Here is a 24,340-nt window from a genome sequence, read left to right as displayed (position 1 = left end):
TGGTCTCCTTGAGGAAAAGGGAAGGCGCCCATGGCCACGCTTCATGCGCAATTGGCTCTTCTGCCGGAAGGTTGGCAGCAGAATGTGAGGTTGACGATCGAGGCAGACCGGCTCGCCCGGGTGGAGATCGGCGTCGAGGCGACGGCAGAAGACGAACGTCACAAGGTTCTGCTGCCGGCGATGCCGAACGTGCACAGCCATGCCTTCCAGCGCGCCATGGCAGGCCTTACGGAAGTTCGCGGTCCGGGCGACGACAGCTTCTGGAGCTGGCGGACGCTGATGTACAAGTTCGCGCTGTCGATGACGCCGGAGCAGGTCGAGGCCGTAGCTTCACAGCTCTATATGGAAATGCTGGAAGCCGGCTTTTCGCGGGTCGGCGAATTTCATTACCTCCACCACGACAGGGATGGCGGGCATTACGCCAATATCGCCGAGATGGCCGAACACATCGCGGCTGCAAGCGCGGAGGCGGGAATTGGCCTGACCCTGCTGCCGGTCTTTTATGCCCATTCGGGCTTCGGCGGCGCGGAGCCGATCGAAGGCCAGCGCCGTTTCATCCACTCGGTCGATGATTTCGCCAAGACCATGGATGCTTGCCAGCGCCTGACTGCGGCGATGCCCGGCGCGGAACTCGGCGTCGCTCCCCACAGTCTCCGAGCCGTAACCCCGCAGGATCTCAAGCAGGTCGTGCCGATGGCAAGTGATGGGCCTGTGCATATCCATGTCGCAGAGCAGGTGAAAGAGGTCGAGGACTGCCTCGCCTGGTCCGGTGCCCGACCCGTCGACTGGTTGCTCACGAACATGCCGGTCACCGAACGCTGGTGTCTCATCCATGCAACGCACATGACGGAGGATGAAACGCGCCGCATGGCCGACAGCGGCGCCGTCGCCGGGCTTTGCCCGATCACCGAGTCCAATCTTGGCGACGGGATATTCCCCGGTGATCTCTTCCTTGGCCAGAACGGCAGCGTCGGCATCGGCTCGGATTCGAACATACTGATTTCCGTGGCGCAGGAGCTGCGTCAGCTTGAGTATTCCCAGCGCCTTAGCCTGAAGAGGCGTAACGTCCTGGCAAGGCCGGAGGGGTCGACAGGGCGGCGGCTGTTCGAAGCGGCGCTTTCGGGCGGCGGAATGGCGCTCAAAGCGGCCCCCGGCTTGGCTCAGGGCAATTACGCCGATATCGTTTCGCTCGATGTCGAGCAAGTTCCCTACCTTGCCGCCGATCAGATTCTCGATCATTGGATATTTTCGGGCGGCATTGCGGTGGATTGCGTCTGGGCGCTTGGCCGCAAACAGGTCGAAGGCGGACGGCATGTCCAACGGGATGTGATCGGCCGGCGGTTCAGGACGGTAATGCAGGAAATGCTGACACTATGACCAATGGCAAGGAAGCCACCCTCCATCATCGCATTTTGAGCGACATAGAGGGACGGATCGTTTCCGGTGAATGGCCTCCCGGGTACCGCCTGCCTTTCGAGGTCGATCTTGCCGTGCAATATGGCTGCTCCCGGATGACCGCCAACAAGGTGCTGACGCATCTGGCACGGGCCGGGCTGATCGAACGGCGCAAGAAGTCCGGCAGTTTCGTGGCGCAACCGGCGACGCAGGCCGCCGTGCTCGAAATCCATAGTATCGAGGCGGAAGTTCGTTCCCTCAAGCTTCCCTATTCCTATCGGCTGGAAAAGCGGTTTCAGCGCGAGGCAAGCCCCATCGACCGGCAACATCTGGAGCTTTCGGGAGCCGCTTCGGTCCTCGATCTCGTCTGCCTTCATCACGCCGGTGAGCGGCCGTTCTGCCTTGAAGAGCGATTGATCAACCTTGCGACCGTGCCCGAAGCGACAGGCGAGGACTTTTCGAAATCGGCGCCGGGGACCTGGCTTATCAGCCAGATCCCGTGGAGCACTGCCGAACACCGGATTTACGCGCTGTCAGCCGATGCGCAGGTCTCAAAAACGCTCGATATTCCCAGGGGCGCGGCCTGTCTCGTCATCGAACGGCGAACATGGGGCAGCAACGGCCCGGTAACGTTCGTGCGCTTCACCTATCCGGGTGACCGGCATGCGCTGGTCGCCCGCTTCACGCCCGGCGGAGAGAGCTAGTGCGGTCCGGGGCTGCAATTTGCCGGCCCACGGGCTGATCACACTTGGCGAAGCCTTCCATGGCAATCACCACGCTTTCCCATAATCCGCACGCCTCGGCCTAGAAGATGGCCAGATCGATCTCGGCTGGACCTTCACCACGTCCATGTCTGCTGACATGCAACGGGTGCCCGATATCGGCAAGGCGCAAATGAGCGCCCCATGGCGCTTCCGCAGATTTGGGAATCCTCTTTGTCAACAGGCCCCAAGTCACGCGACGCGCCAATGTCGTGTGCACCTGGAAATGTTTGTCCTGCATTTAACCGGTGACTATACCGCGGGTTCCGAGATCGGGGCCGGCTCCTCGATCGCCTGGATCGCGTCATAGGCAGCAAGCACCGTCTCCATCTGCGCCGTGTGGCCCTGGATGAAGGCCGGTCCGTAGATGGTTTCGTCCGGATATTCGGTGATCAGCGTCAGCGGGACCGTATGGCGGTCGTCGATCGAGATCAGGCAGGGGAAACCGTTGACGATGCGGAAGCCGGTCTCGCCGGCATGGGTTTCGAACAGCTTGATCTGTGCAGTGTTATAGGCGACGAGGCCGGGAATGGCGGCAAGGTGGCGGCTGACGCGGTCGATCAGGATTTCCGCCTGCGCCGTCCATTCGGCGTGATGTCGCATGATGAGGAAAAAGCCCTTCGGCACGGTCCACATCGCAAACGTACGCGGCACGTAGCCGGAAAGCGGCCGCGTCCATTCATGCGAAGGATAGCCGTGCAAGTTGACGTGCAGCTTCGCACCGCTCAGGCGTTCCGCCTCGACGCGGATCGCCTTTTCGAAAAGCTCCTTGCCCGAGCGATATTCGAGGTCGTCGCCGAGCGCGGTGTAGCGGGCCGCGTGGTGCATGTGCAGCGGGTTGTCGGCGCGGAGGCGCCAATGCACCTGGTAACCGTCCGGATTTTCGAGCGGCGAGATGACGAAATGCGCGTCTTCTCTTGAGTTCAGCGTCTGTGCGGCGCGTAGCGCGCCGACGATCCCGGTCGTCTCGTTGGCATGCTGGCCGCCGCTGATGATGACGGGTTTGTCGCCGCCTGCGTGATAACGGGCTTCGATGGCACGGCCGCTCCGTGAGCGGGCTTCGAAGGCGACGCCATTTATGGCTGTGAGTTCCCGGCGGATCTGCGAAACCGGGATCGGCGACACGGCGGAGGCGAGGCGCTGCGGCTCAGCCACCGCCTCGGAGGTCCAGAGCGGCCGGGTTTCGATGCGGACCGAGATGGTTTCGCCTTCGCGGATTTCCGGAATGATCTGGCCCGGTTGCAGGCCACGGTCGCCGATCGGACGGCCGGATTTCTTCTGGAAGACTTCCAGCAGCGTGAAATAGAAATCCTCGTGCAGCGCCTCGCGTAGGCTGACGACCTCTTCGCCCACCGCCAGGCGCCGGTCTTCGGCCGGCAGGATGACGGTGATGTTGAGTTCGTCGAAATAGGGTTCCTTCGCCCCCCAGTCATGGGCCGCGACGGCTTCGACGGCGGAGATGAACAGGACTTCGTAATCGGTTTCCAGCCGCTCGCCAATTCCGCCATCGACCGCCAGCCAGCCTGTCGGCGACAGCAGCGTTTCGCCGATGAAATCCGTGTGGAGCCGGTTCGGAGCGAAGACCTTGTGCGTTTCGGTGCCGCCGCTCTTGGCGGTCAGCGTCACCGTGTAGAAGGCATCCTCGTTCCCCGCTTCGAAGGTCGGCTGTGCTTCACCGGCGAGGCCCGCCAGAGGATAGGCTTCGAGCAGGAAACGGTTCTTCGGGCAGGCCTTGTAAACGGGATAGACCACATGCAGGGCCGTGAGGTTCTCAAGTTCTACCTCTTCGAGGAAGAAATGCAGCAGGGGCTTGTAGGCGCTGCGGAACTTTGCCTCGATGCCTTGGGCGGCAAGCTTCGCTTCGGCTTGCCTGCGGCTCTTCTCGTCGTCGAAGACCCAGGCTTCGAGCTTGGTACCCTTGGCGCTGGAAAAGCGTTCGATGAGGGTATCGAGCGTGCGCTCGACCTCTTGTTCGTGGATCAGTGTCATGCGGATGTTCTGCCTGTGGGATCGAGACTGTCGCGCAGCCAGTCGCCGAGGAGGTTGAGGCCCAGCACAGTGAGGAGGATGGCAAGGCCGGGGAAGACGCTGACCCACCAGGCCGTCTGCAGGTAGGTGCGGCCTTCCGCCAGCATGCCGCCCCAGCTCGGAATGGTCGGGTCGATGCCGAGACCGAGGAAGGTGAGGCTCGATTCGAGCAGGATGTTGGTGGCGACGTTGAGCGTCATCAGCACGATGACCGGTCCGATCAGGTTGGGCAGCAGGTGCTGGACAATGATCCGCCAGTCCTTGACCCCGATGGCCCGCGCCGAAAGGATGAATTCGCGCTCGCGCAATGTCAGCACCGAGCCGCGCACCAGCCGTGCATATTGCACCCATTGCGAGACAATCAGCAGGATGATGGTGTTCGCCAGCCCGCCGCCGACGATGGCGATGAAGGTGATGGCGAGCAGGATGAAGGGAAGCGCCAGCTGGATATCGGCAAAGCGCATCACCAGCATGTCCCAGATGCCGCGGTAATAACCGGCGACCAGGCCCATGACGGTTCCGAAGACCACGCCGCCCGCCACCGACACGAAGCCGACCAGCAGCGAGATCTTGCCGCCGGCCATGACGCGCGCCAGCACGTCGCGGCCGAGCGGGTCGGTGCCGAGGACATGTGCCGGCTTCGTGAATGGCGGCACCAGCCGCGACATCAGGTCGATCTTTTCGGCGCCGCCTGGAAAGATCACGCCGGAGAAGATGACGGCAAGGCCGATGACGCCGACCAGAAGGGCGCCGAGGACGAATTCGAGCTTCAGGAAATTCGAGGAAGCACTGCGCGAGACCATGGCTCTCACTCCGTCCGGATGCGGGGATCGACGAGGCCGTAGGCAATGTCGACCAGAAGGTTGATGCCGATGATCATCAGCGACAGGACGGTGATAACCGCCTGCAGCACCGGATAGTCGCGGGCGCCGACGGCGTCGAAGGCAAGCGTTCCAAGCCCCGGCCAGTTGAAGACGCGCTCGACGACGACGATGCCGCCGAGCAGGCCGCCGAACTGCAGGCCGAAATAGGTGATCAGCGGAATGGCGCAGTTGCGCAGCGCATGCTTGTAGAGCACGGCATTTTCACTGAGACCCTTGGCGCGGGCGACCATGATATATTGTGAGCGCAGCGTTTCCAGCATGGTGGTGCGCACCAGGCGGACATTGGTCGCCGTCAGGATGATGCCCATGGTGACGGCGGGCATGACAAAGCTTTCAAATCCGTCCATGCCGCTTGGCGGCAGCAGCGGGATGGAGATGGCAAACAGCAGCACCAGCATGGTCGCCAGCCAGAAATTCGGGAAGGACAGGCCGACGAGCGACAGGATTCGGATCATCTGGTCGGCCCATTTGCCACGGGCGGTGGCGGCCTTGATGCCAAGCGGGATGGAAATCACGATCGAGACGATCAGGGAGGTGAAGGCCAGCGACAGCGTCGCGGGCAAAGCCTTGCCGATCAGTAGCGAAACGGGCGTGCCGCCGAGGAAGCTGTTGCCGAAATCGAGCGTCACGATGCCCTTCAGGAAATTGAAATATTGGACCAGGAACGGCTCGTTGAGCCCCAATCCCTCGCGAATTTTCACGAGATCGGCCTCGGTGACGCTGCCCGCGCCTTGCGTCAGCATCAGCGCCGGGTCGCCGGTGAGGCGGATCGCGAAGGCGACCGTCAGGGTCACGGCGATCACCACGAAAATCGCCTGCGCCAAGCGTTTTATCAGGAATGCGGCCAAATCTCTCGTTCCCTTGTTCTTGTTCGAGCCGCCGCCTCCGATCGAAGGCGGCGGCTGCGCAGTTTTTAGTCGACGGTGACGTCGGTGAACTTCAGACGGCTGTCCGGCACCGGCGTGAAATTCTTCACGCGCTTGTTGATGCCGAAGATGGCGTTGAGGTTGTAAAGCGGCATTTCCAGCGCCCGGTCGGCGGCGTAATGGGCGATTTCCTGCAGCACCTTCTCGCGCTCGGCGACATTGGTGATGGTGCGCTGCTTGGCGAGCAGGTCGTCCATCTTCGGGTCGCTGTCGTAGGGGTTCCACTTTTCCTTGGTCTTGTACATCGCGACCGCAGTGTTGTCGTAGTCGAGCGTCCAGCCACCCCAGGACTGCTGGAACATCGCGCCCGTCTTGCCATTCGGGATGATGTCGTTCAGCAGAACGTTGGTCTCATAGGGCTTGATCGTGGCGGTGATGCCGATCGTCTGCAGGTAGGCGGAGATTGCCTGGGCGACTTCGATGAAGGTCGCCTCGTTGCCGCGAAGGTCGATCTGCAGGGCAGTGCCCGGCGCGACGCCGGCTTCCTTCAGCAGAGCCTGTGCCTTGGCCGGATCGTAGGGAAGCGGCTTCATGGCCTTGTCGAAGCCGAAAGACAGCGGTCCCTGGAAGCTGGCGATCGGCTGTGCCTGGCCGCCGAGGATCGACTTGATGATCGCGTCGCGGTCGACGCCCATGATCAGCGCCTGGCGGACCTTCGGATCCTTGGTGATGCCGTCGCGCGTATTGAAGCGCAGCGCATAGACCGTCGGGCCGGGAGAGGTGACCACGGCAAGCTTGGCATTGCCCTGGATCGTCGGGATCATGCCGATCGGAATGGTCGGCGGAATGACGATATCGACACGGCCGGCCTGCAGTTCGGCAACCGCTGTCGCCGGCTCGGAGATGAACTTGTATTCCAGATCCGAAATCTTCGGAGCACCGCCGAAGTAATCGGGGTTGGCGGCAAGAACGATATTCACCTTCGGCTCATAGGAGACGAACTTGAAGGCACCGGTGCCGACCGGATGGGCGTTGAAATAGGCATCGCCCTTTTCGGCGATGTATTTCGGCGGAACGATCATGCCGCCGTAACCGGCGAGCTTGGTCAGGATCACCGGATCGGCGACCTTCATCTTGAATTCGACCGTGTTGGCGTCGATGATCTCGACGCTGCCGATCGAGTTGTAGTTGGACTGTTGCGGGCCCTTGGCGCCTTCCGGACCGAGCAGGCGGTCGAAGGTGAACTTCACCGCTTCGGCGTCGAAGGCCTCGCCATTGTGGAATTTTACGCCTTCCCGCAGCTTGAAACGGATGCGCATGCCGTTGTCGAGCACTTCCCAGGAAGTCGCGAGACCCGGCACGAGCTTCAGGTCCGGGCCGCGATAGGTGAGGCCGTCGAAGATGTTGGTCGAGACCGAGGCCCAGTTGACCAGGAAAGTGTCGATCGGATCCCAGCTGCCCGGATCCTGCGGCGAGGACACCGTCAGCTTGCCGGCGGCGAGAGCCGAGACCGGCGCGAAAACCGTGCCTGCGAGCGCCATCGCCACGAATGCCGTCCGCAAACCCCTCTGCATTTTTATCATCGTTTTTGCTCCTGTTGTAAAACCGAATGTCAAATCGTCACGCGCCGCGTGCCACGAAATGTCCTGGCGCGATCTCTTCCCGGGCGAGAAGGACCGGTTCGTTACCGACAGCCCGGACCGGGCTCGGAATGTCGCCCTCGATCATCACCAGCGGCTTGCGCCGGCGCGGATCGGCGACCGGCACGGCAGACAGAAGCCGGCGCGTATAGTCGTGCGAAGGCGTTTCGAAGATCTGGCGGCGATTGCCGAATTCCATGATCTGGCCGAGATAGAGCACCGCCACCCGGTGGCTCATCTTCTCGACGACGGCCATGTCGTGGCTGATGAAGAGGTAGGCGAGGCCGCGCTCTTCCTGCAGGTCCATGAACAGGTTGATGATCTGCGCCTGGATCGACACGTCGAGTGCCGAAAGTGCCTCGTCGGCGATGATCAGCTTCGGTTTTGAGGCGAGCGCGCGGGCGATGCAGACGCGCTGGCGCTGGCCGCCGGAAAATTCGTGCGGATAACGGCGGGCATGCGCGGAGGTAAGCCCGACCCGTTCGAGCAGCGCATCGACGGTTTTTGCGATCTCCTTCTCACTGTCGAGAAGGCCATGGGTGCGGATCGGTTCGGCGACCGAGAAGCCGACCGTCTTGCGCGGATCGAGCGAGGCGAACGGGTCCTGGAAGATATATTGCACGTCCCGGCGCAGGTTGTGCCGCTCGGCCATGCTCATCGCCGACAGCGGTTTGCCCGAGAAGGTGATATTGCCGGCCGTCGCCTTCTGAAGCTGCTGGATGGTGCGGCCGATCGTCGATTTGCCCGATCCGGATTCGCCGACCAGCGCCAGCGTCTCGCCCGGATGGATGTCGAAGGAGACCTTTTCCACGGCATGGACGCGGTGGGTGACCCTGCCGAGCAGGCCCTTCTTGATGTCGAAACGCACCACAAGATCACGTACCGACAGCAGCGGTGCGGAAGCGTAGCGGGCGGTATTCTGGACACGCTCGACACCCGAGAGCTTCGGTTCTCCGTCTTCGAGCACGGTCAATGGCAGGCGCTTGGGAAATTCCTCGCCGGTCATGCTGCCGAGCTTCGGCACTGCTGCGAGGAGCGTGCGCGTATAGGCATTGGTTGGCCTTTCGAAAATATCGAGCGCCTTGCCCTTTTCCACCGCCTTGCCCTTCCACATGACCACGACGTCGTCCGCCATTTCGGCGACGACGCCCATGTCATGGGTGATGAAGATGACTGCGGCACCGAGTTCCTTCTGCAGATCTCGCAGGATATTGAGGATCTGCGCCTGGATGGTGACGTCGAGCGCCGTCGTCGGCTCGTCGGCGATCAACAGCCGCGGCCGGCAGGCGAGCGCCATGGCGATCATCACGCGCTGGCGCATGCCGCCGGAAAGCTGGTGTGGATAACGGGTCAGCAATTCCGCCGCATCCGGCAGGCGGACCATGTCGAGCAGGCGCTTCGCCTCGGCGAGTGCTGCATTGTTCGACTTGCCCTCGTGAAGCTTCAGGATTTCGGCCACCTGGTCGCCGATCGTGAAGACTGGATTGAGCGAAGTCATCGGCTCCTGGAAGATCATCGAGATCTCCTTGCCGCGAATGCTGCGCATCCTCTTCTGGTCGAGCTTCAGGAGATCGATCTCACCGCCGGATGTCTGGAACAGAATTCGCCCGGTCGGATAATTGGCGCCGAGCATGTCCGCAAGCCGCATGATCGACAGCGATGTCACCGACTTGCCCGAACCGGATTCGCCGACGATCGCGACTGTTTGGCCCGCCGAAACGGAAAAGCTCAGGTTCTCGATGACGCGCGACGCGCCGAACTCGACCGACAGGTCGTCCACGGCCAGAAGGGGGGTGGAGGCGGTTGGCGTCACTCGGGGAACTCCCTGCCGATGGCGGGGCAGGCCGCCTGATTGAAGGCATCGGCAGCGGAATCCACGAGATGCTCATGACGTTCCGCAAGGCGGCTGTTGGCAGCCACGCCCATCGGCACTCGCTTGCTCTTCCGTCTCTGGCGGCCCCGAATTTCTTTCGGATTTCCCGTCAATTGCCTCATCCCTGCCTTGATGAGAATATGTCATCACTTTGTCGACAATTTGTCAACGGTGCCGCAAGCTGATATTCCCGATCGTCGGAGGGCGAAGGCTCAGATGCTCGCCTACCCGGGCAATTTTACTATTTCCGCCCGTTGAAGATCCCTAAGTTAGCGGAAATGCAGGACAACCGGCGTATTGTCGAATGTTTCCACCTGCATCTCGAAACCGAAGATGGCTTTAAGGGTTTTGGGCGTCAGTAACGCGGAAGGCGTGCCATCGGCGACGATTCGACCCGACTTCATTGCCACGATCCGGTCCGCGTGGGTGCCCGCCTGGTTGATGTCGTGCAGCACGATGACGATGGTCTTTCCGTTTTCGTTGGCGATCGTGCGCAGCGAACGCATCAGTTCGCGGGCGAAATACATGTCGAGATTGTTGAGCGGTTCGTCGAGCAGCAGATAGTCCGTCCCCTGGGCAAAGGCCATCGCTACCAAGGCTCGCTGCCGCTGGCCGCCGGAAAGCGTTTCGACGAAGCGGTCGGAGAGATCGGTGAGGTCGAACTGCTGCAGCGACCGGTCGATGACGGCATAATCGTCGGGTGTCAGGCGCCCGCGCCCATGCGGAAAACGGCCGAAGCCGACGAGTTCGCGCACGCGCAAGCGGCTGGCGACGATCGAGTCCTGCCGGAGGATGGCGAGGATCCGGGCGAGATCGCGGTTCGGCGTCGTGCCGACATGCCAACCGTCGACGCTGATCCTGCCGGCCTGTAACGGCTGCAGCCTGGCGACCAGCGACAGGAGCGAGGACTTGCCTGCGCCGTTTGGACCGATCAGGGCGGTGATGCCGCCCTTCGGGATCGTCAGCGAAATGTCATGGAGGATCTGCGTCTGGCCGTGCCGCAGCGAGACGTTTTCTATCCGGATCATTTGCGGCTCCCGAAAACGAGCAGAACAAGAAAGGCGAGGCCGCCGACGAATTCGATGACGACGCCGAGTGTCGAACTGCTGCCCAGCGCATGCTGAAACAGCGTCTGCCCGCCGACGAGAATGATGACGGCCGTCAACATGGATGCCGGCAGCAGAACCGCGTGACGACGCGTATCGACGAGGCGTTCGGCAAGTGCCACGATCAGGAGGCCGAAAAATGCCACAGGTCCCACCAGCGCCGTCGAAACCGCGACAAGCGCCGAGACGAGCAGCAGCAGCCCGGTGACGGTGCGCGACCAGGCGATCCCGAGCCCAGTCGCCGTATCGGCTCCGAGTGCGACGACGTCGAGCACATGCCGCGCTCTCCAAACAATCACGATGCCGGCGACGGTCAGGATTGCTGCAAAGACGAGAAGGTCGGTGCGGACGTCGTTGAAATCGGCGAAGCTTACGCCCTGGACGACGGCGAAGTCATTGGGATCGATCAGGCGTGCCAGCAGGGAATGCAGGCTGCGGAACAGGATGCCGAAGATGATGCCGGCGAGCAGCATCAGACCCATGTTTGTGCGGCGGCGGAGCATCGGCAGCAGGAGGCCGGTTGCCAGTGCCATCAGTACAATAATCTCGCCACCGAACTTGAGTTGCGCGTCGAGCGCGGCATAGCCAAGTCCGCCAAGCAGGAAGACGAGCAGCATTTGGCCGAACAGGTAAAGCGCGTCGAGCCCCATGATCGACGGAGTCAGGATACGGTTGTTGGTAACGGTCTGGAAGATCACCGTCGAGACGGCGATAGAGACACCGACCTGCAAAAGGGCTGCAAGTTTCGCGGCGCGCAGGGAGAGCACGAAGCCGATATTGCCGCGCAGCCCGATCGTCATGAAAGCAATCATGCAAAGGAGCGCGGCTGCGGCAAGACAGAGAAGGCGACGATCGGGCATGCGCCGACGCTCAGACATCGGAAGACCGCCGGAACAGAAGCCAGAGGAAGATGAGCCCGCCGACGCAACCCATCACCGTTCCAACCGGAATCTCGTAAGGATAGCGGATCAGCCGCCCGAGGATGTCGCAGCCCAGCACCAGGATTGCGCCGCTGACGGCGACGAAAGGCAGCGTGCCGCGCATGTTGTCGCCCATCAGACGGGAGACGATGTTCGGCACAACGAGGCCGACGAAGGGAACCATGCCGACAACGACGACGCTCAACGCCGAAATAACGGAAACGATAATCAGCCCGAGTTGCAGCATGCGGGCGTAGTCGATGCCGAGCCCGATGCTGGCATCGCGGCCGAGGGCCATGATGGTCAGCCGGTCGGCGACGATCCAGGCGATCACCACCATCGCTGCCCCAAGCCACAGGAGTTCGTAGCGGCCGCGCAGGACACCGGAAAAGTCGCCATTGGTCCAGACCGAGAGATATTGCAGAAGGTCGGCCTGCCAGGCGACAAAGGTGACTGCCGCGCCGATTACACCGCCATAAACGAGCCCGAAAAGCGGCACGAGGAAGGGCTGCGTCGGCGGAAACCGGTGCGCCGTCATCAGGAAGAGCAAGGTTCCGAGAAGAGCGGCGGCACTCGCTGCCAGGCTTTTGAACAGAAGACTGGCGGAGGGGAAGAAGAGGGTGATGAGCAGGATCCCGAGCTCGGCGCTCTGGGCCGTTCCGGCCGTGGACGGTTCCACATAACGGTTGCGGGCAAGCGTCTGCATGATGAGCCCGGCGATCGCCAGGCCGGCGCCGGTGAGGATGGCCGCGAGTGTCCGGGGCAGGCGGCTGACGAGCAGGAGTTCGAGCGCCCGCCCGTCCGAGAACAGCCGGGCGATCGGCATGTCGCTGACGCCGACACAAAGACTGCAAACAAAAAAGACCGCGAGCGTCAGACCGGCGATCCACCCCGTTTTCGACGATTGCTGGGCGGCGGCGATGCTCATCTGGCGGCGGTGAACGCCTCGGCGATGGTCGCAACGACACGCTGTATCGACTGCACGCCGCCGGCGGCTATATAGAATTCTGCGGCCGGCAGGTAGATCACCTGGTTCTTCTTCCAGGCCGTCGTCCGGGCGACCAGTTCGTTATCGAGCGTCGCCTCGGCGCCCTGTTCGCCGGAACCGATCGCGGCGGCGCGGTCGAGCACCAGCAGCCAGTCGGGATTTGCCTTGGCGATGAACTCGAAGGAGATCGCTTCGCCGTGATTGGCGGCTTCGATGTCCGGCACCGCCGCCGGCAGATTCAGCGCGGCATGCACCCAGCCGAAGCGCGAGCCAGGACCATAGGCGGTGACTTTCGGCCCGTTGGTCATGATGATCAGGCCCTTGCCCTTGCCGGCAACCGCCGCCTTTGCGGCCTCCAGCCGGGCATCGAGGTCCCTCACGGCGGAAGCGGCCTCGTCCGTCTTGCCGAAGAGCGCGCCATAGGCGGCCAACCGCTCCTTGGACTGGGCAACCAGATCGTCGCCATCCATGGTCATGTCGATGGTCTGCGCAACCTGCGCAGTCGCCGAGGCCTTGGTCGAGGAACGGCCACCAACGATGATCAGGTCGGGACCGAGCGCGCTGAGAGCCTCGAGATCGGGCTCGAAGAGATCGCCCACGATTTCCGCGCCCTGTTTCAGAGGCTCAAGTTGAGGGAGGTATAGCTTCTGCGGAACGCCGGCTGGCCTGATGCCGAGGTGATCGAGCGTATCGAGCGCCGCGATATCGAAGACTGCGATTTTGGCGGGCGAAGTGGCAACCTGCACCGATCCTTTCGCAGTCGGGATGTTCACCGCGTGCGCAGGAAGAGCCAAAAAAGCAAAGGCGGCAAAAGCCGCGACCGTCCTCAAGTTCATTCTCTCACCATGTCTTGGCCGTTGGCCGAATGCCGGATCGGGCCTCAGGCGGCTCGATCCGCTCTCTGCCATTGCAGGACTTCCAGGTTTTCACGAAATGCGAAGCGCACGAGATGCCTCTCGATCACCGATTCAGTTTCCGCCAACCGTTCCTCGTCGGCTGCCGTTGCGAGGATCTTGAGGCCACCGTCACCGGCATCGAGAATGGCGGTGCCGCAGGTAAAGCGGCACTCCCCATGGGTCTCGGAGTAGGAGACGTCGATCTTGTGAGCGAAATGCTTGCACAACTGGACGAGGTATTTTCCGCCGTGCTCGGTGTGCCATTCTGCGGTTGCCTGTAACAAAGCGCTCTCCTTAAGGTGAGTAATAATATCCACTTATATCGCCCGCACTGCCACGGCAACCCAGAGTGCGATTGCCGCACGGCCATGTGAATGCAGATCCTGTTCTTCAGAACGTCGCCTTGGCGGTCAGGAGGAAGCTGCGGCCCGGCTCATAGAGCGGTCTGACGGTTCCAAATTCCTGCCCGTAGGTGGCGCGGTCGGCATAGGTCTCGTCGAAGATGTTCTGGACCTCGGCGCGGAAAGTGAAGTTTGGCATAGCCTCGGGCTTCCATTCGGCAAAGGCGTTCACCACCTCATAGGCCTTGTAGGCCGGCGCCCCGCCGGCGACATGGTCATATTCCGGGGCGATCTCGATATCGCCGCCGATGGTCAGGCCCCAGTCGACGAATGTGTGGGCCGCCGTGATGGTTATGATATCGCCGACCGGCGTTGCGAGATAGTTGCCGGTATCGGAATCGGCAGGAACGCCATCGATATCCACTCGAATATGAGCGTATTTGACCTTCACGTAGCCATTCGCCCACTCATAGCCTGCGCCGAGTTCGAACCCTTGTGATACCATGTCCCGTTCGATGATAGCGCCTGTCGCGGGCGGGCTGTAGCGTACCGCACGCGCATTGTAGATGTCGGTCCGGAAAAGGCTTGCCTCTGCAGTGAAGCCTTCATATTCCGCCTCTAGCCCAACCATGTAGTTATTGGCGGTGACTGGTTCCGGCCCGTCGGTGCCATAGGTCCAGGCCGGGTTCATGACGAAGTTTTCTGCCAGCGGTATGCCGGCCCAGACATGCGAGAAGCCGGCCTTGGCGGTCAGCACGTCCGTCAGGTCGTATTCACCGGAGATATTGGCGCTCAGGCCGCCATTGTCGTAATCCTGCCCACCCACACCGGTGAACCACTGGTAGTCCGCTCGTCCGCCGAATGAAAGGCGGGTGCGGTCCCAAGGCTCCAGCCGTGCCTGTGCATAGAAGCCAACATTCCGCGCTTTTTCCTTCGACGAATCTACGTTGGCATCGAGATCCGCAATGTCGGAATAGAAGTCGACGCCTGCGACGATATTGCCGATATCGAAGGAGAACTTGTTCTCGAACTTCCCATTGAAGCTGGTCGTGTTGCCGGTGGCGTCATATTGATACCCCAGAGAGCTATAGACCGGCACGGTGACTTCCGAGCCGCTATAGCCAAGCACCACTCTCGGATCCCACCAGCCTTCGGGCGACGTGTCCGTATAGGTAAAGACGAAGTTCTGGCGGTCGATCTCGTAATTGCGTGTCAGCGGTTCCCATGGCGGCCGCACGATATGCCCGGCATTGGCGCGGTAGGGGCGCAGCCCGTCGTCGCGGCTGCGATCGTAACTGATCTCGAAGCGGTCGCCGCTCTCCGCTTCATAGGCGAGTTTGCCAAGCCCGGAGAGCAGATCGGTCTCCGTGCCGGACACTTCTCTGCCGTTGCCGCCGACAAAATCGTCGCCTTTGGCAAAATTGAAATAGCCGAGGAACTCGAAGCCCTCACGCTTGCCGTAAGCGGAAAGCCCGTTCGTCACGGTATCGCTGTTGAAGTTGTAGGTCGACGTGACGAAGCCGCCGAAGGATTTGCCCGGCGCCAGGAGGTCGATCGCATCCTTGGTCTCGTAGTTGATCGAGCCGGCGAGCGCGCCGGGGCCGGCGTCGGCCGGCGCGATGCCTGCGTCCACGTCCACCGCCTTCAGCAGGCTCGGGTCGATCAGGTTGGTCGCGTTGTGGTGGAAGACCTTGTTGTTCTGGCGCGCGCCGTCGATGCTGACGGCGAGGTTGGTTTCCTCGACCCCATGGACGTAGACCTTTTGCGACATGGGGAGCGAACTGCCCACCTGTATGCCGGCCTGTTCCCGGAACACGTCCGCGAGGTCGGTCGGGTTGATGCGCTCGAGCTGCTCAGGTCCGATGACGGTTTCTCCGACATCGCCTTCGGCACCCGGCTGGCCCTGCAGGACGATCGGCCTCAGCGTCGTGGCTCCTTCCGCCGGCACATCGCCGGAAGCACTTGTTGGAGTGCCGATGACGGCCGTGCCGTTGGCGATCCTGTAGTTCACGCCCGTCCCCGCGAGCATGCGGGCGAGCGCCTGATCCGGTGTGAGATTGCCGCTGACGGCCTGCGCTGTGACGCCGCGGGACGTCGAGGCAGCGAGGGTTACCTGGAGGCCGGACTGGCGGCCGAAGGCATTGAGAGCCGAAGCAAGCGGCTGAGCCGGAATATTGAAGCTGCGCGTCGCCGTCTGAGCAAGGGCCGGGGCGGCAAAGATCACGCTTCCGCCAATCGCGGCCGCTGCGACCGTTGCCATCAAGCTCACTGCAAAAGCGTTCCGCTTGCCCTTTGCCCCCAAGCCACGCGCTACTTCACTCACCGGCAAAATCATCCGCCCCGTCTCCTGCTACACTGTGTTCGCCAAGGCCCCCCGGCCTGCGCTTCAGGGTAGAGACGACTGCGCCCGGCGCTTTTTTCACCCCATCGCAAAAATTTTCAGGGAATTTTAACCGCCTAGAAAAGCGCAAGCACCCTGAGATAGGGCGAAACGTGGTGCACCCTGCCGCCATAGGGCTGGACCAGAGCTTCGAGCGCCCGATCGGGATCGGAGAGATCGTAGAGGCCGGTGACGCGCCGATTGGCAAGATCGCCGCTCGGGATGCTGATCCACGCGGAGTGATAGTGCTGCAGCTCCTCGACCACCGAGGCGACCGTCACGTCGTTGACGAACAGCCGTCCGTTCCGCCAGGCCGCCATGTCTTCCGGCGCCAGTCTTGCTCGCGACACTTGGCCATCCGTGCGGCTGACGGTCACGGAATCGCCGGGAGACAGCTCGAAAGTGCGCGCCGCGCCGTCGACCGTGAGGCCGACTACCCCGCGAACAAGTTCCACCGTCGTATTTTCGGGCTTGATATGGACGTCGAACGCGGTGCCGAGCACGGTGACCTTCACGCCGGCGGCGGTGACGGTAAAGGGCCGCGCCGGATCGTGCTTGACGTCGAAGAAGGCTTCGCCGGAAAGCAGCGTCACATGCCGTGCACCGTTGGCGAAATCCGTATCGATTGCGCTTTCGGCGCCGAGTTCGACCGCGCTGCCGTCCTCGAGCGTGATCTTGCGCAGCTCGGCCGTCGCCGTCCTGAAATCTGCCCGGTAGCGAATGAAGAGGGAAGGGCCGGCCAACGCCAGCACAAGACAGGCCGCCAGCGCGAGCGCAGCACCCGCAGCCCAGACGCGCCGTCGGCGGCGGGCGGCAAGCATTTTCGCTTGGCTGGCCGGACGCCAGAGGTCTTCGTGGATGGGCGTCGTCTCACCCATCAACTCCCAGGTCTTGCAGGCTTTCGTCCAGGCATCGCGATTTGCAGGCGACTGGTTGAACCAGAGGCTGAAATCGCGCTCGTCGGCGGCTGTACGATGTGGTTCGCGCAGGCGCAGGAACCAGTCCATCGCCTCCTCCAGAATGCTCTCGTCCGTTTTGTCGTGCCCTGCCAAGTCTCAACCTGCTTCGGATGTCTTGCGATCTCTATCCGAAATTCCCCTTCTTGCGTAGGAACGATTGACTGGTCCGGATTTTTCGCATGCGTGGAGATATTCAGGCGTTTTTCCTGTCGAGCGCCGTGGCGATCTTGACCATGGCGGTCCGCACGTGGCGATGGGCGGTAGCGACGGAGATGCCCAGGTGGTCGGCCACGCCTTCGAGCGTATGACCACCGAACCGGTACATTTCCACAGCAATCCGGATCTCGCTTGGAAGCGCATCGAGTGCCGCTGCCGCCACGCGCAGCTCGTCGCCGAACATCACCGTCTGTTCCGGATTGTCGGCGGCTTGTGGAATGGTCCAGAAAGGCGGGTCTTCGGCATGGCCACGATATTCGATCTTGCGGCGCTTCAGGACGTCGAAGGAGAGATTGCGGACGATGCGATAGAGATAGGCAAGCCCCTGGCGCGCCGATTCGCCGGTCGTCTTGCCCGGCGCGAAACGCAGATAGGCTTCCTGCACGATATCCTCGGCCGCCTCCCGGGAGCCCAGGATCCGAGCGGCATAGTCGACCAGCGCAGAGCGGTGGGCGAGATAGAGGCTGTGACGACTTTCAGCTTCCAAGGTCATGGGGTCAGAGTATCTGAGCTCGTCTAATATGCTGACCCAGCGCTCGCCACGATATGCAACGGATGGGTCGATGATATGAATGACATGGTTGGACTACCTATCATGCGACGCATATCTACCATCAAAAACTTGAATGCAATAGTCATATTATGATGACGGCAGCAAAGGCCAGGTTGCCTTTGCTGCCGTCATCAGTCCCCCCGACCCATCGCGACGCTTTGGGAGAAGCGAAGCGGCGAGATAGATGCATGTTTCCGCCTTATCCGGCGGCCCTTCTGAGCCTCGGGGCGGTGAGCGGCACATTTTGGTCGCACCAGTCGGAAAAGACCTCGCCAAGCCTGGCCTTCAGTTTGCGTTCCAGCCGATCGGCCTCGTCAAGGCGCTCGAAGACTGCACCGGCCTGGTTTCTGTCGCCGGTCTGGCCGAGTTTCATGCAGCCGTAATGCAGGTTTTTCAGCGATTGCACGAGCGCTTCGATCTCCTCGCACCAGATTTCGAATTCGGCGGAAGGCAGTTTCAGGGCGCGCCAGAAGAAAGCGAAACCGTGCTCATAGGCATATTTGCGGATGCTGATCACCGGCAGTTCGCGAACCGCCGATGCCAGGTTCGCTAGCTGCAGCCCGTTGCGGCCGTCGATATGGGCTGTGATGATGCCGCGTACGGCGTCGGATAACGGATTGCGCTCAGCGACGAAGCAGGCCTCGAAATAATCCCTGAGGTCTTCCGGCGCGGGATTGCGTGCCTGGGCGTTGTCGAACACGTAGCCGCCGCCGACCGTCGGCTGCATGATCGCGTGGATCACCTTTTCCCGCTCGATCTCGCCTTCCCATCGGTAATCGGGATCGTGCACGAACCACTTGTCCGGGTCGGCGCTCTTCTGCAGCATCAGATAATGCGGGAAGGGGTTCTGGTTGAACTTGTTCTCGCGCTCGGGGAGGTGGAACATGTCGAGCATAACCATGACCGAGCCGGTCTGCGGGCGGCTGTCGACGAGGTCGACAAGCGTGGCGAGGTTGTCGCTCTTCGATTTTGCCGGGTCGTACCACTCCCGGACCTGGACCTGGTAAAGCCGCTGGAACCAGTCGCGGAAGAAGTCCTGGGTTATCTCCGGCGAATGATAGAGGAGATGGAAGCTGTCGCTGACGGTGAATCTCGCATCCCAGACCCCGAAATAGAAGGGCCGCTGGTCGAGCCCCTGCCGTTTCAGACCGTCGCAGACGCAACTGACGAAGCAATGCACCTTGATGTCGTAGTAGGCCTCACCGTGGACGCCCTCATCCGCCGTCCCGCCCGTCATCGGGAATGACGGAATGATGGCCTTCGGCACATAGAGCGCCACGAGATCCGCAACCGTGTCGAGTTCCTGCCGCGCGATCGCTTCTTCCGGCATGGCAAGGCCGTATTCCAGCTCGAGATTGAGGAAGATCTGCAGGATCAGAACGGAATCGAGATAAAGATCCTCGTTGAGGCGCGCTTCCGGTGCGAAGCCACGCATATGCGGATGGGTCATGTGCTCGGAAAGCACGGTTTGGACGGCTTCGAGAATATCTTCGCGCGTCATGAGGCAACTCCTGCTTCGGGGGCTGCGAACTCGCCGGCCGCATGGCGGGCCGCGACCTCGCGGCGGCTGATCTTGCCATTCGCCTGGCGGGGGACTTCTGCGATCTGGATCATTTCCATCGGCAACTGGTGGCTGGCGAGATGGCGGCTGCACCATGCGCGGATATCCTGCGGTGGCACCGGCTGATTGGCGCTGTAGAGCAATGCCACGCGTTCGCCGGCAAAACGGTCGCTCCTGCGGAAGGCGACGGCGTCGGTGACGCCCGGCATAGCCATCACCGCATCCTCCACGTCGCCGGGATAGACGTTGAGACCTGAGACGTTGATCATGTCGTCCATGCGCGACACGAAGACCAGCATGCCGTCCCTGCGGCGGTAACCGAGGTCGCGGGTGTGGATTGCCGCGCCGCCATCACTCCGGACGACGATCTCACCGGCATCGTCAACGCCCGATCCGGTCTCGGCCGTCAGATGCGGCAGGACGAAACCCATGTCCCCGGCGGCACGCATGTCCGGGTTGATGGCGATGCAGCCGGATTCCGAGCAGCCATATTGCTGGAAGAGATGCTCGCTTCTAGCACGGATCTGCACGAACCACGGATCGGGCAGCAGTGTGCCGGAGGTCATCGCCGCATGAAGCTTTTCCCCCTCGGGCAAAAGCCGCGAGAGCGTGTGGAGGATCGCCGGGGAGGAATAGAGGAGCGGCCGCTCGGTTTCGCGCAGGACTTTCAGGAGATATTTGGGATTGGCGGTCTCGACGATGACGGGGACCTGGCCGCGCCTGAGAGCCACGAGAATCCCGCAGATCAGCCCGTAGGAATGGGTGGTCGGGCAGGAGATGACCGGCGTCATGCCTTCGGGCTGGCGGAAGGTCGCAACATAGCTTTCGACCTCCCGGTCGATTTCGGCCCAGGGCCGGGCGATGCATTTTGCTGCCCCGGTCGTTCCCGAACTCATGTGCAGCAGCCGGCCCGGCTTTGGCGCCTCTTGCTTCGCGTCGAGCACTTCGGCCGTCAGGCTGTTGTAGAACAGCCGGTCGCAGTTGGCCGTGATCGCCAGTTTTCGGGCGGCGGCATAGGGTGTGCCGGGATGGATCGGCAGGACGCTGGCGCCGGCCTTGCGGATGGCGAAGAACAGGGAAAGCCATTGCGTCGTCTCGCTGAAGCAGACCGCGTAGCGTCCGCTGTCGTTTTCAGCAAGGCCGATCTGTGCGGCAATGTCTCGCGAAGTTTCATCGAAATAGGCGTGATCGTAGAGCCGTCCATCGATCTGGATCATGGCTTTCTCCTTCGTTCAGACGTCTTGGCAGCCAAGGCATTCGGCACCTCGTGGTGATATTCCGGCTTCAGCGCGAGGAGCTTTCGGGTGATCAGGGATTCGGTGAGGATGAGCGCGCGGTCATGCCCCAGCAGCGACTGCCGGTGCTGCATGCCCTGCTCTTGCGCATAGCCGGCGAGCAGACTTTCGACCCGCTGCCAGAAACGGAACTCCGGAAGTCCGTAGCAGACGTCGAGAAGATGCGAGATTTCCGCCAGGTTGAACACGAAAAGCGTGTCCATCACGAGTTCCCGCAGGGAATCGAGGTTGTCCGTCCAGTAATACTGATCCGGTTCCGCGTGGCGGTAGAGCGGATTCAGCGCAGCGAAATCCGGAACTCTCTTCGGCTCGCGCAGGAAATCGGGCGCAAATTCCACACTCTCGTGGAAATCGCGCAGGATAAGCCGCACCGGCCAGCCGTCGCGGTGGACGAGCAGCATGTTCTGGCCGTGGGCTTCAACGGCGATCCCGTGGGCGACAAGGAGGTGCCAGACAGGCAGGACGGCGACCTCCAGAAGCCGGTTCATCCATGGCATGAGTCCGAAACGCTCGATCCACTCATCCGCAAAGGGCTTTCCGTCCGCTTCGACCATCATCAGGGCGTTGAACGGGATGATTGCCTCACCGGGGGACAGCATCGCCTCGGCGTTCTCCCGCCAGACCGCGCCCAGCTGGCCGGCCAATGGACCTCCGGCATCGGCTATGATCCCGGCATATTCCTGCAGGACGGTGAGGGGAAATTCCCGGCCAAACAGCGGGTCACCGCGGACGATGCCGGTGATCCAGGCGGACAGCACCGGCGCCGTGCACACCGAATGCGGCTCCAGCGTCCGGCGCGACGAAGTGTTGACGATGTTGAGCGGCAGCTTGATGCTTGCCGCGAGCGGTCGGTCGACATTGAACAGGGACCGGACCGATTGGCTTGCCACGTAGCGATCACCCGCGGGGCCGAGGTAATGCGCCTCTCCCGCGGCGATCCACCCCGTGCCCATGGTTTCGCCAAGGTCTTTCCATTGCCACGGGTGGAGCGGCACCAGCCCGAAATCTCCGGCTGCCAAGCCAAGCCGTTTCCGCCTCGCCTCCAGCACGGCCCACGTCTCGTCGCCGAGTTCGGCCCGCCAGAAGGCGTCTCTGCTGCCCGGTAGCGCCTGAGCGAGATGTTTTTGCGCGACGAGCACCCAGACGAGCTGGAATGCCTGCCCGGCTTCCGGTCCGTAGGCGGCATGATCGGCAAACGAAAATCCGCTTCGGGCTCTGTAACAGGGATGGTACGGATGCCCTTCGTCGATGGCACCTTCCAGTTCGACAAAGGCGAGGGCGCGGCGGTTCTTCAGGGGCAGATTTTGGTGGTTCCATTCGGAAAAGGCGATCGTCTGCTCCAGTTCGCCGAGCAGCTTGCCCCGCGTGATCCCGGTACCGGGCAATGACGGGATGATCGCGCCGAGCGAGGCGCTTTCCCAATGGCCATCCACGGCCCTCATCTCCACCGAGCCCGTCGCGATGCGGGCGCGTCCGAACGGGCCGATCGTGCCGCGGCACCGGAATTCCCGGCCACCGAGCATCCACTGAAATTGCGTCGCACCGTCACAGGCGCTTTCGCGCACCTCTATGATGCCCTCGAACAGCAGTGCCGCCACGAGCTGGCGGATGACGCGGTCGCGAGGCTCTCCCGCGGCTTCAAGAGGCAATGGCATGGCCGGCCCTCGGTGCTGCAAGCGCCATCGGAACCCGCAGCGGGTTCGGGATGGGCCGATAAAGGGAATGCACGCCGCTCGACTGCAGTTCGTCCACATCGAAAAGGCGGGTCGTGAGGTTGGCCTTCGAGGTGATCGTCGGCAGATCGAGAACGTGCCTTGCAAAATCCCGGCCGGCGCCGGACATCGTTTCGGCGCAGTGTTCCAGATGCGCCCGCAGGGCAAATAGGAGTACACCCTCGTCGCAAAGTCCGTCATGGCCCATGCGGCTGATGACGGAGAAGACCTGGTTGACGATCAGGTAATAGGCGAACCGGCCACGGATTTCTGCGTCAGCGAAATAGAGCGAGGCGATCGTTTCCGTTTCCGGCGCATGCCCGGCAAGCAGGCTGCGATACCGATCCGAGAGATAGAAGCCCTGGTTGTCGCGATAGTAGCTGGCGGTCGGATAACCCATGCCGATATCGAGGAGGGCGTTCTGCTGATGGGCTTCGAGAGCCACGCCGTAGTCGTCGTAAAGCCGGATCAATGGCTCGACGGCGCAGCCAAGATAACGCCGGAACCAGGTAAGCGCGGTGTTTGAAATGCCGTCGCCGCCTCTGGCTGCGAGCCTGCGGATGGTCCGCTCCAGTCTCGACAGGTCGCCGGGAAGCGGGTCGGCGGTGAGGGCGGCGACCGTCACGACGCCCTGTGCCCTCGCGCCCTTGAATGGATTCTCGCGCAGGATGACTTCGAAACCGCTTTCCTCCCGACCCGGTATATCGAGAGTGATGTAGGCGAGATCCTGGAGGATGCGGAAATTTTTGGAACGCTCGGCAAAGCCGATGCCCTCTATCAGTTTTGCCATCGCTACCCCGGCTTCAAGCTCCGGGCGGCGATTGATGCGCACGGAATTGGTGATGCGCACGGGAAGCGAGAACTTCAGCATCCAGTCGGAATGGGGGCTGTAGACGGTGCGCACCGACGACGTCGCGGTGAAGAGAGACCCGGCGGGACCGAGGTGACGCAGGCGGCCGTCGCGCTGCATCGTCTGCACGCCCGGATCGAGAAGCAGCGCTTCGGCCTGTAGCGGATGCATGGGTATGAGGCACTCGTCCGTTTCGATGCCGAGACCGGCTCCGGATGCGCCAAGCTCGGAGCGGATGATTTCGTGCGCCTGCATCGTTCGCGCGGAAGCCTCGCGGACATGTTCTGTCTTGGCGGCAAAATACTGTAGCTGGAATTGTCCGCGCAGTTCCGGGGCATATCGTTCCTGCTGCCAGAATGTCATGCCCTGCCGGCTCTTCGGCGTTGGATGCTGCCAGTGGCCGAAGACGAGCGATTGTTCCGCCTCGATGAAATGTCCCTCGTCCGGCGGCGCGGGAGAGGCCTTTTCGAGGTAGAGCGTCATCTGCTGATAGCTGTCGAGAACGCGCGCCAGCAGCTCCAGTTCAAAGCTGCGCAGGGCATCGGTCCGGCCGTCCTCGATCTGCCGGTAGGCTTCCTGGAGGAGGAAATGCAGCGCCGACATCGGCTCGACCGCCCGCCAGGACGTATCGGACACGGTGCGCGTCCACAACCTGCCGAAATGCTGCGGTCCGCAGACGGACGCGGAGACGATCTCTGCGCGCAGCAAGATCTGCTGCTGCGGCAGTGGCCATTCGATGGCATCGACCGTTCCGCTCATGCTGCGGTGGACAATCCGGGTGCCGGAACTGACCTCCCGCAGATAGCAGTTCGCAAAACTCTGGAATGTAGCCGCTTCCGCGGTCTGCCTTGACGATTGCATATGTCTCCATCCCCATTGCGCAAGCCGACGACCATGCAATGGCTTTCCGGTCGGCGTCGGGCGGCCGGAGCCGACAGCCTGTGCCGGTCTTCAGCCAGGCCTGCGCCGACAGTGATCTGGTTGCTGCGGATGGGTTCTCCGGATTGCCGGCTGCGGCACCCGGGCAGGGGGCTGTTTGACCTCTGGCCCTGCAGGAAGAGGAAGAGCCGAGCGTCCCGCATTGTCGCGATGCGGCAGCTTCGTTTTGGTCTGCGG

The 24,340-nt window shown here is 62.2% G+C and carries 19 protein-coding genes; 2 read left to right on the top strand and 17 right to left on the bottom strand.

All coding sequences use genetic code 11. The features are described from left to right. Positions 1-30 precede the first annotated feature (30 nt). The gene (locus J2857_RS22250) at positions 31-1,377 is read left to right on the top strand and encodes a formimidoylglutamate deiminase (RefSeq protein WP_210012251.1); all 1,347 of its coding nucleotides are present in this window, start codon (positions 31-33) and stop codon (positions 1,375-1,377) included. After that, positions 1,374-2,099, top strand: coding sequence for a histidine utilization repressor (hutC, locus tag J2857_RS22245; RefSeq protein WP_210012250.1), 726 nt, complete (start codon positions 1,374-1,376; stop codon positions 2,097-2,099). Before J2857_RS22250 ends, hutC begins: the two co-directional genes overlap by 4 nt. Before the next feature lie 309 nt (positions 2,100-2,408). Here hutC and J2857_RS22240 read toward each other — a convergent pair whose 3' ends face one another. The 17 genes from J2857_RS22240 to J2857_RS22160 all read right to left on the bottom strand — a co-directional run bounded on the left by J2857_RS22240 (position 2,409) and on the right by J2857_RS22160 (position 24,085). Then, the gene (locus J2857_RS22240) at positions 2,409-4,145 is read right to left on the bottom strand and encodes a M14 family zinc carboxypeptidase (RefSeq protein WP_210012249.1); all 1,737 of its coding nucleotides are present in this window, start codon (positions 4,143-4,145) and stop codon (positions 2,409-2,411) included. Further along, positions 4,142-4,996 (bottom strand): ABC transporter permease, encoded by an 855-nt coding sequence (locus tag J2857_RS22235; RefSeq protein ID WP_373426768.1) that lies wholly within the window; start codon positions 4,994-4,996, stop codon positions 4,142-4,144. Before J2857_RS22235 ends, J2857_RS22240 begins: the two co-directional genes overlap by 4 nt. Next, a complete protein-coding gene (locus J2857_RS22230) occupies positions 4,993-5,916 on the bottom strand; it encodes an ABC transporter permease (protein WP_210012247.1) in 924 nt (307 codons plus the stop codon). Before J2857_RS22230 ends, J2857_RS22235 begins: the two co-directional genes overlap by 4 nt. Before the next feature lie 65 nt (positions 5,917-5,981). Beyond that, a complete protein-coding gene (locus J2857_RS22225) occupies positions 5,982-7,517 on the bottom strand; it encodes an ABC transporter substrate-binding protein (protein ID WP_210012246.1) in 1,536 nt (511 codons plus the stop codon). A 37-nt stretch (positions 7,518-7,554) separates the two neighbouring features. Next, on the bottom strand, positions 7,555-9,387 hold the full coding sequence (locus J2857_RS22220; protein ID WP_210012245.1) for an ABC transporter ATP-binding protein: 1,833 nt from the start codon (positions 9,385-9,387) through the stop codon (positions 7,555-7,557). Positions 9,388-9,716: 329 nt separating this feature from the next. Then, positions 9,717-10,475, bottom strand: a complete 759-nt coding sequence (locus tag J2857_RS22215; RefSeq protein ID WP_210012244.1) for an iron ABC transporter ATP-binding protein — start codon at positions 10,473-10,475, stop codon at positions 9,717-9,719. After that, positions 10,472-11,413 carry an iron chelate uptake ABC transporter family permease subunit gene (locus J2857_RS22210; protein WP_210012243.1) on the bottom strand — a complete coding sequence of 314 codons (942 nt, stop codon included), beginning with the start codon at positions 11,411-11,413 and terminating at the stop codon, positions 10,472-10,474. Before J2857_RS22210 ends, J2857_RS22215 begins: the two co-directional genes overlap by 4 nt. 10 nt (positions 11,414-11,423) lie before the next feature. Beyond that, on the bottom strand, positions 11,424-12,401 hold the full coding sequence (locus J2857_RS22205; RefSeq protein WP_210012242.1) for an ABC transporter permease: 978 nt from the start codon (positions 12,399-12,401) through the stop codon (positions 11,424-11,426). Beyond that, positions 12,398-13,297 carry a siderophore ABC transporter substrate-binding protein gene (locus tag J2857_RS22200; RefSeq protein WP_210012241.1) on the bottom strand — a complete coding sequence of 300 codons (900 nt, stop codon included), beginning with the start codon at positions 13,295-13,297 and terminating at the stop codon, positions 12,398-12,400. The genes J2857_RS22205 and J2857_RS22200 overlap by 4 nt, the downstream gene beginning before the upstream one ends. 44 nt (positions 13,298-13,341) lie before the next feature. Further along, complete coding sequence (locus J2857_RS22195) at positions 13,342-13,641, bottom strand: DUF2218 domain-containing protein (protein ID WP_210012240.1); 300 nt, start codon at positions 13,639-13,641, stop codon at positions 13,342-13,344. Between the two features lie 106 nt (positions 13,642-13,747). Then, entirely contained in the window at positions 13,748-15,958 is a 2,211-nt protein-coding gene (locus J2857_RS22190) for a TonB-dependent receptor (RefSeq protein WP_245363665.1), read from the bottom strand. A gap of 197 nt (positions 15,959-16,155) precedes the next feature. After that, positions 16,156-17,130, bottom strand: coding sequence for a FecR family protein (locus J2857_RS22185; RefSeq protein WP_210012238.1), 975 nt, complete (start codon positions 17,128-17,130; stop codon positions 16,156-16,158). A gap of 100 nt (positions 17,131-17,230) precedes the next feature. After that, positions 17,231-17,746 carry a sigma-70 family RNA polymerase sigma factor gene (locus J2857_RS22180; RefSeq protein WP_210012237.1) on the bottom strand — a complete coding sequence of 172 codons (516 nt, stop codon included), beginning with the start codon at positions 17,744-17,746 and terminating at the stop codon, positions 17,231-17,233. 259 nt (positions 17,747-18,005) lie between these two features. Further along, positions 18,006-19,307 (bottom strand): DUF6005 family protein, encoded by a 1,302-nt coding sequence (locus tag J2857_RS22175; protein ID WP_210012236.1) that lies wholly within the window; start codon positions 19,305-19,307, stop codon positions 18,006-18,008. Next, on the bottom strand, positions 19,304-20,584 hold the full coding sequence (locus tag J2857_RS22170; protein ID WP_210012234.1) for an AMP-binding protein: 1,281 nt from the start codon (positions 20,582-20,584) through the stop codon (positions 19,304-19,306). The genes J2857_RS22175 and J2857_RS22170 overlap by 4 nt, the downstream gene beginning before the upstream one ends. Further along, entirely contained in the window at positions 20,581-22,317 is a 1,737-nt protein-coding gene (locus J2857_RS22165; RefSeq protein WP_210012232.1) for an IucA/IucC family protein, read from the bottom strand. Before J2857_RS22165 ends, J2857_RS22170 begins: the two co-directional genes overlap by 4 nt. After that, the gene (locus J2857_RS22160) at positions 22,301-24,085 is read right to left on the bottom strand and encodes an IucA/IucC family protein (protein WP_210012230.1); all 1,785 of its coding nucleotides are present in this window, start codon (positions 24,083-24,085) and stop codon (positions 22,301-22,303) included. The genes J2857_RS22165 and J2857_RS22160 overlap by 17 nt, the downstream gene beginning before the upstream one ends. Positions 24,086-24,340 lie beyond the last annotated feature (255 nt).

Origin of the sequence: Neorhizobium galegae (genome assembly GCF_017877055.1) — a bacterium.
Taxonomy (GTDB): Bacteria; Pseudomonadota; Alphaproteobacteria; order Rhizobiales; family Rhizobiaceae; genus Neorhizobium; species Neorhizobium galegae_D.
This window is presented reverse-complemented; position numbering and strand designations above follow the sequence as displayed.

Coding starts and splice junctions, on each gene's coding strand:
- J2857_RS22250 (WP_210012251.1), top strand. CDS start 31: ATGGCCACGCTTCATGCGCAATTGGCTCTTCTGCCGGAAGGTTGGCAG.
- hutC (WP_210012250.1), top strand. CDS start 1,374: ATGACCAATGGCAAGGAAGCCACCCTCCATCATCGCATTTTGAGCGAC.
- J2857_RS22240 (WP_210012249.1), bottom strand. CDS start 4,145: ATGACACTGATCCACGAACAAGAGGTCGAGCGCACGCTCGATACCCTC.
- J2857_RS22225 (WP_210012246.1), bottom strand. CDS start 7,517: ATGATAAAAATGCAGAGGGGTTTGCGGACGGCATTCGTGGCGATGGCG.
- J2857_RS22215 (WP_210012244.1), bottom strand. CDS start 10,475: ATGATCCGGATAGAAAACGTCTCGCTGCGGCACGGCCAGACGCAGATC.
- J2857_RS22210 (WP_210012243.1), bottom strand. CDS start 11,413: ATGCCCGATCGTCGCCTTCTCTGTCTTGCCGCAGCCGCGCTCCTTTGC.
- J2857_RS22205 (WP_210012242.1), bottom strand. CDS start 12,401: ATGAGCATCGCCGCCGCCCAGCAATCGTCGAAAACGGGGTGGATCGCC.
- J2857_RS22200 (WP_210012241.1), bottom strand. CDS start 13,297: ATGAACTTGAGGACGGTCGCGGCTTTTGCCGCCTTTGCTTTTTTGGCT.
- J2857_RS22190 (WP_245363665.1), bottom strand. CDS start 15,958: ATGGCAACGGTCGCAGCGGCCGCGATTGGCGGAAGCGTGATCTTTGCC.
- J2857_RS22180 (WP_210012237.1), bottom strand. CDS start 17,746: ATGACCTTGGAAGCTGAAAGTCGTCACAGCCTCTATCTCGCCCACCGC.
- J2857_RS22175 (WP_210012236.1), bottom strand. CDS start 19,307: ATGACGCGCGAAGATATTCTCGAAGCCGTCCAAACCGTGCTTTCCGAG.
- J2857_RS22170 (WP_210012234.1), bottom strand. CDS start 20,584: ATGATCCAGATCGATGGACGGCTCTACGATCACGCCTATTTCGATGAA.
- J2857_RS22165 (WP_210012232.1), bottom strand. CDS start 22,317: ATGCCATTGCCTCTTGAAGCCGCGGGAGAGCCTCGCGACCGCGTCATC.
- J2857_RS22160 (WP_210012230.1), bottom strand. CDS start 24,085: ATGCAATCGTCAAGGCAGACCGCGGAAGCGGCTACATTCCAGAGTTTT.